A 9002-nucleotide genomic window follows, 5' to 3' on the forward strand; every position below is an offset into this window, starting at 1 on the left:
CCGCCGGTGGCACCACGCAGATCGCGGAGAACATCGCCGGGGTCTCCACCGCCGCGGACTCCACCACCCAGGCGCTGACCCAGACCCGCACCGCGGTCGACGAGCTGTCCCGGATGGCCGCCGACCTCCGCACCGCGGTGGGCCGCTTCACCTACTGACGCACCCCTCGTGCACCCCGAGGCGGGGGCGCCCGACCACAACGGTCGAGCGCCCCCGCCATTTTTCCGCACGCCGGTCGACATGTCGGTCGACGAGACAATGGTCGTGCGCCGATTTGCCACCGGGCCCGCGACACGCACTTCCTCAGCGCTAAGGAATCGCGGTGGCAAGACACGATCCTCGTGCACCAGCACCATTCCGGAAAGCACGGGCACACCCGCTCGAGAACGGGGAACACCGCATGTCCGCACCACGGCTCTGGTATCGCGATCGCGGGATCGGAACACGAATCTTCGCGGTGAGCGCCGCCCTCCTCATGGGGATCCTGGCCGCCACGGTCACCGGCATCAACGGCACCCAGCGGGTCGCCGAGCTGCACGCCGAGGCCCGGGACGCCGTCGCCGCCCAGCGGGCCGTGGAAGCGGCCCGCTATGACCTCCTGTGGGCCGCGAACTGGCAGAACATCACCGCCTGGAAGGCCCGGGTGGAGGGCGGGGCGACCGCCGCCGCGCCCGACGGCGACAACGTGGCCGCCTACCGCGACGGCGCCGCCGGCTTCGAGGGGCTCTTCGAGATCGACCGCAGCCTCCTCGACGCCGACGCGCGGGCGAGCCTCGACGTCATCCAGCAGAACTGGACCGTCATGAGCGACTACAACGAGCAGATCTTCCAGCTGTGGGCGCAGGGCCGGCTCGATGAGGGCGACGCGCTCTCCACCGGCGAGAAGTGGGACGTCTTCTACGTCCTCGACCAGGCCATGGTCGAGCTCGTGGAGTCGGTCGACGCCCGTGTCGCCGTCACCGAGGCGGCCGTCGCCGACGCCCGCAGCGAAACCCGCCTGGTGTCGGTGCTCGTCGCGCTCGGCGCGGCCCTGCTGGGCGCCGGCCTCGCCTTCCTGGTCTCCCGGGGCATCGTCCGCGGCATCCGCGAGGTCCAGGGCGCGCTGCAGCGGCTCGCGGACAACGACCTGACCGTCCGCCTGCCGGTCCGCGGGCGGGACGAGGTGGGCCAGATGGCCGAGGCGCTGAACACCGCGGCGGGCGGGATGGCCGAGACCGTGTCGCAGATCGTCGGGTCGGCCGGCGCCGTGGCATCGTCGGCGGAGGAGCTGAGCGCGTCGTCGGCGCAGATCGCGTCGTCGGCGGAGGAGACCAGCGCCCAGTCGGGTGTCGTGTCCTCGGCGGCCGAGGAGGTGTCCCGCAGCGTCGCGACCGTGGCGGCCGGTGCGGAGCAGATGGGTGCCTCGATCCGGGAGATCGCCAGCAACGCGGCGGAGGCCAGCGAGGTGGCGGCGCGTGCGGTGACGGCGGCGGAGACGACGACGGCGACGGTGGCCAAGCTGGGGGAGTCCTCGGCGGAGATCGGCAACGTGGTCAAGGTGATCACCTCGATCGCGGAGCAGACGAACCTGCTGGCGCTGAACGCCACGATCGAGGCGGCCCGCGCGGGAGAGGCCGGGAAGGGCTTCGCCGTGGTGGCCAACGAGGTCAAGGAGCTGGCCCAGGAGACGGCGAAGGCGACCGAGGACATCGCCAAGCGCGTCCAGGCCATCCAGGGCGACACGACGGCGGCGGTGGCCGCGATCGAGGAGATCAGCACGATCGTCGCGCAGATCTCGGACCGGCAGACCACCATCGCCTCCGCGGTGGAGGAGCAGACGGCGACCACCAACGAGATGTCGCGGTCGGTGCAGGAGGCCGCGGGTGGCACCACGCAGATCGCGGAGAACATCACGAGCGTCTCCACGGCGGCCGGTACGACGACCCAGGCGCTGAGCCAGACCCGCAGCGCGGTCGACGAGCTGTCCCGGATGGCCGCCGACCTCCGCACCACGGTGGGCCGCTTCAGCTACTGAGCCTCCCGCGCGACGTCGGGCGCCGGTGGTGGCAGGCCTCGTACCGCCACCGGCGCCCGCCGTTCCCGGAGCCGTCGACGAACAGTCGAGTCGACATTCCTGGACGGGGTGACCGAACAATTTCTGCGTGGTCTGCGACACGTGCCCCGGAATTGCCCGGGTCCGGCTAGGCAGCCCCATTCTTGCGTCGTCCACCGCGGAATCCATCCGGGGTCATCGATGCAGGAGAAAGCAATGACCGCCACCGCCCTCCCCGCCCGCCGCAGGCGATCCGGGTCATGGTTCGCCGATCGCCCGCTGGGGGTGCGCATCGGCGCCGTGGTCGCGCTGCTCCTCGTCGTCCTGGTGGGGGCCAACGCCCTCGCCATCTCCCGCATGGCCGAGATGAGCGCCGACCAGGAGCGGATCTACGAGGAGAACCTCAAGCCGCTCAACGCCCTCTCCGAGGTGCAGCGCGCCCACGCCGCCCACCGCGCCCGCACCCTGGAGTACGCCGTCTCCAGCCCGGAGCGACGCGTCGAGCTCATCGGCGAGATGGAGGAGAAGAACGCCGACCTGCAGGCGGGCATGGACGCGTACGAGGCCTTCGTCGTCGCCCCGGAGAGCATGGAGGCATTCGCCGAGACGCGGGCAGAGTTCCTCGAGCTCCTCACCACGCAGCTGTTCCCGGCGGCGGACCGCGGTGACCTCGCCGGCTTCGCCCGTGTGCAGTCCGAGCAGTTGCAGCCCCTGCTGCAGATCATGGCCGACGAGCTGGAAGCCGAGGGGGTCGCGCAGGCGGAGCAGGCCGCTGCCCGCAACGCCGAGGCGTCGGAGGACGCCACCTCGGCGACGCAGGTGCTGCTGGTCGCGTCGACGCTGGCCGCGCTGGCCGCCGTGGGGCTCACGGTGGTCGTCGTCCGCCGGATCACCCGGTCGGTCCGGTCGGTGCAGGAGGTGGCGGAGGCCATGGCGGCCGGCGACCTGACGAAGGCGACCGGGATCGACTCCCGCGACGAGGTGGGCCGCATGGCCGCCGCGCTGGACTCGGCGCAGCACAACCTCCGCGAGGTGCTCTCCTCCGTCGTCGCCTCGGCGGACGCGGTGGCGGCGAGCTCCGAGGAGCTGTCGGCCAGCTCCGCGCAGATCTCGTCCTCGGCGCAGGAGACCTCGGCGCAGTCCGGCGTCGTGGCCGGTGCGGCCGACGAGGTGTCCCGCAACGTGCAGACCGTCGCGGCCGGCGCCGAGCAGATGGGTGCCTCGATCCGGGAGATCGCCAGCAACGCGGCGGAGGCGAGCGAGGTGGCGGCGCGTGCGGTGACGGCGGCTGGGACGACGACGGCGACGGTGGCGAAGCTGGGGGAGTCCTCGGCGGAGATCGGCAACGTGGTCAAGGTGATCACCTCGATCGCGGAGCAGACGAACCTGCTGGCGCTGAACGCCACGATCGAGGCGGCGCGGGCCGGTGAGGCCGGGAAGGGCTTCGCGGTGGTGGCCAACGAGGTCAAGGAGCTGGCGCAGGAGACGGCGAAGGCGACCGAGGACATCGCCAAGCGCGTCCTGGCGATCCAGGGTGACACCACTGCCGCCGTGACGGCGATCGAGGAGATCTCCCAGATCGTCGCGCAGATCTCGGACCGGCAGACCACCATCGCTTCCGCGGTGGAGGAGCAGACCGCGACCACCAACGAGATGTCCCGCTCGGTGCAGGAAGCCGCCGACGGCACCGGGCAGATCGCGACGAACATCGCGAACGTCTCCGGTGCGGCCGACAGCACGACCCAGGCGCTGGGGCAGACCCGCGCGGCGGTCGACGAGCTGTCGCGGATGGCCGCCGACCTGCGCACCACCGTCGGGCGGTTCACCTACTGACCTGACGCGGACTTCCTCCGGCACGGGCCGGGTGGTGATTCCTCTCCCGGTCGCCACCCGGCCCGAGTCCTCCCGCGAGCGGGGAGGAACGCACTCCCTTGCCCCGCCATTCTGGTGCAGGAATGGTCATGTCGACACCGGAGATGCGGCCATCGGACATCCTGGACCATTCCGGCGACACGCGAGGACTCCGGATCGATCGCGGGCGGAATTGCTGGATCCTTGGCCGCGGTACACATCGGCCGCCATTCGGCGGCCGAGTTCTCGCCGACGCGCCGATGACGCCGCGAATGCCCATCACATCGATCCTTGGAGCACCTGTGAACGCCGCACCCCGGACCGGCCGGCACTGGTTCGCCGACCGTCCGATCGCCGTCAAGCTCGCTGCCGTGGTGGCGACGATGGCCCTCGTCTCGTTCGTCATCGCGTTCGTCGCCGTCCAGGGAGCGCACGACCTACGGGACGGCGAGCACCGCCTGTACACCGAGAACGTCGAGCCCATGGACACCCTCGGGGCGATCCAGCGCAGCTTCCAGGGCGACCGCGTCCGGATCATCTCCTACAACGTCGCCGATGCCGAGACCCGCGCCTTCCTCCGGGAGAACCTGGCAGAGCGGCAGGCGGAGCTGCAGGCACTGCTCGACCAGTACGAAGGCAAGCAGGCGGACGACGCCGCATGGACGGCGGTCACCGGAGCGCTCACCGCGTACTACGGCAAGGCTGCCGAGCAGATGGACGCCATCGACGCCGGTTCGGCCACCTACTACGGGTTCAACGAGGAGAAGCCGCTGGCCTCCGCCGTCATGGACCCGTACGCCACCGAGAGCGAGGCGCAGGCCGCTGCGGCGGCGGACGAGGCGGCGGCCGGTGAGGAGCGCGCCGCCGACGTCGTGCTGCACATCCTGCTCACGCTGCTGGTCGGGCTCCTCGTGGCCTGTGCGCTGGCCGTCCTCGTCGTCCGGATGCTCACCCGCACGGTCCGATCGGTGCAGCGATCGGTGGACGCGCTCGCCCAGGGTGACCTGACGGTCATGCCCGAGATCACCACGGCCGACGAGCTCGGCCGGATGGCCGCTTCCCTCGGGGCGGCGCAGCGGAGCCTGCGCGAGGTGCTCGCGGGCGTCGGCGCCTCGGCGGATGCGGTGGCGGCGAGCTCGGAGGAGCTGAGCGCCAGCTCGGCGCAGATCTCGGCGGGTGCGGAGGAGACCTCGGCGCAGTCGGGTGTGGTGTCCGGTGCCGCGGAGGAGGTCAGCCGGAGCGTGCAGACGGTGGCCGCGGGTGCCGAGCAGATGGGTGCCTCGATCCGGGAGATCGCGACCAATGCCGCGGAGGCCAGCGAGGTGGCGGCGCGTGCGGTGACGGCGGCGGAGACCACGACGGCGACGGTGGCGAAGCTGGGGGAGTCCTCGGCGGAGATCGGCAACGTGGTCAAGGTGATCACCTCGATCGCGGAGCAGACGAACCTGCTGGCGCTGAACGCCACCATCGAGGCCGCGCGGGCCGGTGAGGCCGGGAAGGGCTTCGCGGTGGTGGCCAACGAGGTCAAGGAGCTGGCGCAGGAGACGGCGAAGGCGACCGAGGACATCGCCAAGCGCGTCCAGGCGATCCAGGGCGACACGACGGCGGCGGTGGCCGCGATCGGGGAGATCTCCCAGATCGTCGCGCAGATCTCGGACCGGCAGACCACCATCGCTTCCGCGGTGGAGGAGCAGACGGCGACCACCAACGAGATGAGCCGGTCGGTGCAGGAGGCCGCCGGTGGCACCACGCAGATCGCGGAGAACATCGCCGGGGTCTCCACCGCCGCGGACTCCACCACCCAGGCGCTGACCCAGACCCGCACCGCGGTCGACGAGCTGTCCCGGATGGCCGCCGACCTGCGCACCACCGTCGGCAACTTCAAGTACTGACGGCACCAGCCCGCCGCGAGGCCGGTGGTGACCGTTCTCCTGGTCGCCACCGGCGTCCGCGCATCCGTGGACGGCGTCGGCGAAGGGCGGCTTGTCGACCCAGGTATGGGTGGTCGCCATCCATCCCGCCATTCGCGGAGGCGCGTCGCACAGGGCGGCGCGGCCGTTCCGGAATGCGCGAGCACTCCATGTCGGCCCGTCACCACAGTTCGCCGAAGGCGCCCGGGCTGTGCAGCCACGGCCGCTCGGGCGATGAACCCCACACCACAGCAGACAGGAGGCCGACATGGCTACGAACACCGTTCCGCGACGCCGGGGCCGCATGGGCGTCCGGGGCTCGATCCTCTCGGTCGGTGCCGCGGGAATGGCGGCGGCGGCTGCAGTCGGAGTTCTGGGCATGACCCAGCTCCAGTCCGCCGGCGCGACGCTCGACCAGGTCAACACGCTCCACGCCGCATTGAGCAAGATCCAGGACGTCGAGACGTCGAACGCCGACGTGAACGGCTGGCAGATGACCTACGTGTGGGACACCCGGCGCATCGGAGGACCGGCAGCGGTCGCCGAAGACAGCGCGAACCGCACCGGCTTCCTCGACGCGGCGGACCTGCTCCGGAGCCACCTCGAGGACATGCCGACCGATGCCCTCACCGCGGCCGAGCGGACGTCGTTCGACACCGTCGTCGAGGAGTGGGAAGCCTTCTTCGAGGTCGACCGGCAGGCCGCAGCCCTGTTCGCGACGGGCACGCCCCACGCCGTCCAGGCCGCCGACGAGCTCATCATGGGAGCCGGCTGGGACGTGTACTACGAGGTCTTCACGTTGACCGGCGAGCTCCGTGAATCGCTCGAGTCCCGGAGCGCAGCGGCGACGGAGGCGGCGCGCGACGAGCGGAGCAGCGCGCTCTGGGTCATGGCCGGGGCCATCGTGATCGGTCTGGTGGCCACCCTGCTCCTCGCGCTCGGGGTGTCGCGCCGCATCGTCCGGCCGCTGAACGCCGTCGTCGACCTGGCCGGCGCCCTCGCTGCCGGGAACCTGACCCGGCAGACCGGCGTCGTCCGGCACGACGAGGTCGGACGGGCCGCAGCTGCCCTGGACACCGCCGTGGTGTCCCTGCGAGACGTCATGTCTTCGGTGGTGGCCAGTGCGGACGCGGTTGCTGCGTCGTCGGAGGAGCTGAGCGCCAGCTCGGCGCAGATCTCGGCGGGTGCGGAGGAGACCTCGGCGCAGTCGGGTGTGGTGTCCGGTGCCGCGGAGGAGGTCAGCCGGAGCGTGCAGACGGTGGCCGCGGGTGCCGAGCAGATGGGTGCCTCGATCCGGGAGATCGCGACCAATGCCGCGGAGGCCAGCGAGGTGGCGGCGCGTGCGGTGACGGCGGCGGAGACCACGACGGCGACGGTGGCGAAGCTGGGGGAGTCCTCGGCCGAGATCGGCAACGTGGTCAAGGTGATCACCTCGATCGCGGAGCAGACGAACCTGCTGGCGCTGAACGCCACCATCGAGGCCGCGCGGGCCGGTGAGGCCGGGAAGGGCTTCGCGGTGGTGGCCAACGAGGTCAAGGAGCTGGCGCAGGAGACGGCGAAGGCGACCGAGGACATCGCCAAGCGCGTCCAGGCGATCCAGGGCGACACGACGGCGGCGGTGGCCGCGATCGAGGAGATCTCCCAGATCGTCGCGCAGATCTCGGACCGGCAGACCACCATCGCTTCCGCGGTGGAGGAGCAGACGGCGACCACCAACGAGATGAGCCGGTCGGTGCAGGAGGCCGCCGGTGGCACCACGCAGATCGCGGAGAACATCGCCGGGGTCTCCACCGCCGCGGACTCCACCACCCAGGCGCTGACCCAGACCCGCACCGCGGTCGACGAGCTGTCCCGGATGGCCGCCGACCTGCGCACCACCGTCGGCAAGTTCACCTACTGACCCGCCAGCGGCTGACCTGGTCGCGATCCCGATCCGAGAGCGCACGGCCGTCCGGCCGTGCGCTCTCGGCGTCGTGCATTTCGTACCCGTCGTCGACGACGGGTGCTGAATGCCGTCATGTCGACACCCGGAATGGCGTCATCGCACTTTCTGACGCGACGCGCCCCGACACGTCCGCAATTCGTCCGAATCCGTTCACCGAGCGCTCTATGTTGTTTCCTGTCACGCGCGAGGCGCGTGGCAGAGACAAGGGCCGCCGGCGTAGCCGTGAACGTTCCCGGGCTCACTTCCTCCCGCAAGCAATCCCATTCATGGAGAGCCGTGATGACCGTTTCCGCCCACAGCACCCGTCCCGGGCGGGCAGGCTGGTTCGCCGATCGCCCGGTCGGCGTGAAGATCGGCGCCGCACTCGCGGTGCTCGCCATGGTCGCGATCGGCCTCACCGGGCTGGCCGTCCAGCGGATCGGCACGCTCGCCGACGCCGGCGACACGCTGTACTCGGACTCCATCGTGCCGCTGAACAAGCTGGCCGAAGCGCAGCGCACCTTCCAGGGCGACCGGGCGCGCAACAACATCCTCGGCTTCGTCGACGAGGCCGCCCGTGCCCAGCTCCGCCCCCAGCTGGCCGAGCGTCGTGCGCAGTTCCGGGAGCAGATGGACGCCTACACCGCGACGCTGAACAACCCGGCGGACGTCGCCCCGGTGCTGGAGGCTGCCGACACCTACTACGCCACCGTCGACCAGCAGCTGTACCCCGCCGTGAACGCCGGTGACGTGGGCGCCGTCCAGAAGGTGGTGAGCGGCTCGCTCGCCGAGGCGGGGCGCGGCCTCTCGGACGCCTTCGGCGCCGAGCAGGAGCGCCAGGCTGCCGACGCCGGGGCTGACGCCGCCGCCGGCCAGGATCTCGCCTCGACGGCGCGCTTCACCCTGTGGATCGCGCTGGCCGCGGGCATCGTCGCGGCCGCCGGGCTGGCGCTGCTCGTGATCCGCGGGATCGTCACCACGGTGCGGTCGGTGCAGAAGTCCGTGGACGCGCTGGCCGCCGGTGACCTGACCGTCACCCCGGACGTGCGCTCGAACGACGAGCTGGGCCGCATGGCCGCGTCGCTCGGCACGGCGCAGGAGAACCTGCGCACGGTGCTGGGGACGGTTGCCTCCTCGGCGGATGCGGTCGCTGCGTCGTCGGAGGAGCTGTCGGCCAGCTCGGCGCAGATCTCGGCGGGTGCGGAGGAGACCTCGGCGCAGTCGGGTGTGGTGTCCGGTGCCGCGGAGGAGGTCAGCCGGAGCGTGCAGACGGTGGCCGCGGGTG

Annotated in this window: 5 protein-coding genes and 1 pseudogene; all 6 read left to right on the forward strand. The window is 71.5% G+C overall.

Annotated elements, in window-relative coordinates; translation table 11 throughout:
• Positions 1 to 158: pseudogene (locus tag ACI79W_RS19900) on the forward strand (methyl-accepting chemotaxis protein); the annotation flags it as partial.
• A 299-nt stretch (positions 159 to 457) separates the two neighbouring features.
• The gene (locus ACI79W_RS19905; RefSeq protein WP_456563813.1) at positions 458 to 2014 is read left to right on the forward strand and encodes a methyl-accepting chemotaxis protein; all 1557 of its coding nucleotides are present in this window, start codon (positions 458 to 460) and stop codon (positions 2012 to 2014) included.
• Positions 2015 to 2248: 234 nt separating this feature from the next.
• On the forward strand, positions 2249 to 3865 hold the full coding sequence (locus ACI79W_RS19910; RefSeq protein WP_456563814.1) for a methyl-accepting chemotaxis protein: 1617 nt from the start codon (positions 2249 to 2251) through the stop codon (positions 3863 to 3865).
• 290 nt (positions 3866 to 4155) lie between these two features.
• Complete coding sequence (locus tag ACI79W_RS19915) at positions 4156 to 5775, forward strand: methyl-accepting chemotaxis protein (RefSeq protein ID WP_456563815.1); 1620 nt, start codon at positions 4156 to 4158, stop codon at positions 5773 to 5775.
• A gap of 397 nt (positions 5776 to 6172) precedes the next feature.
• Complete coding sequence (locus ACI79W_RS19920; RefSeq protein WP_456563816.1) at positions 6173 to 7693, forward strand: methyl-accepting chemotaxis protein; 1521 nt, start codon at positions 6173 to 6175, stop codon at positions 7691 to 7693.
• A 324-nt stretch (positions 7694 to 8017) separates the two neighbouring features.
• On the forward strand, positions 8018 to 9002 hold a 985-nt coding region (locus ACI79W_RS19925), incomplete at its 3' end, for a HAMP domain-containing protein (protein ID WP_456563817.1).

This window comes from Blastococcus sp. SYSU DS0533 (genome assembly GCF_054050775.1).

Excerpts from the sequence above, each read along its gene's own strand:
- ACI79W_RS19910 (WP_456563814.1), top strand. The coding sequence starts at position 2,249 with ATGACCGCCACCGCCCTCCCCGCCCGCCGCAGGCGATCCGGGTCATGG.
- ACI79W_RS19915 (WP_456563815.1), top strand. The coding sequence starts at position 4,156 with ATGCCCATCACATCGATCCTTGGAGCACCTGTGAACGCCGCACCCCGG.
- ACI79W_RS19920 (WP_456563816.1), top strand. The coding sequence starts at position 6,173 with ATGACCCAGCTCCAGTCCGCCGGCGCGACGCTCGACCAGGTCAACACG.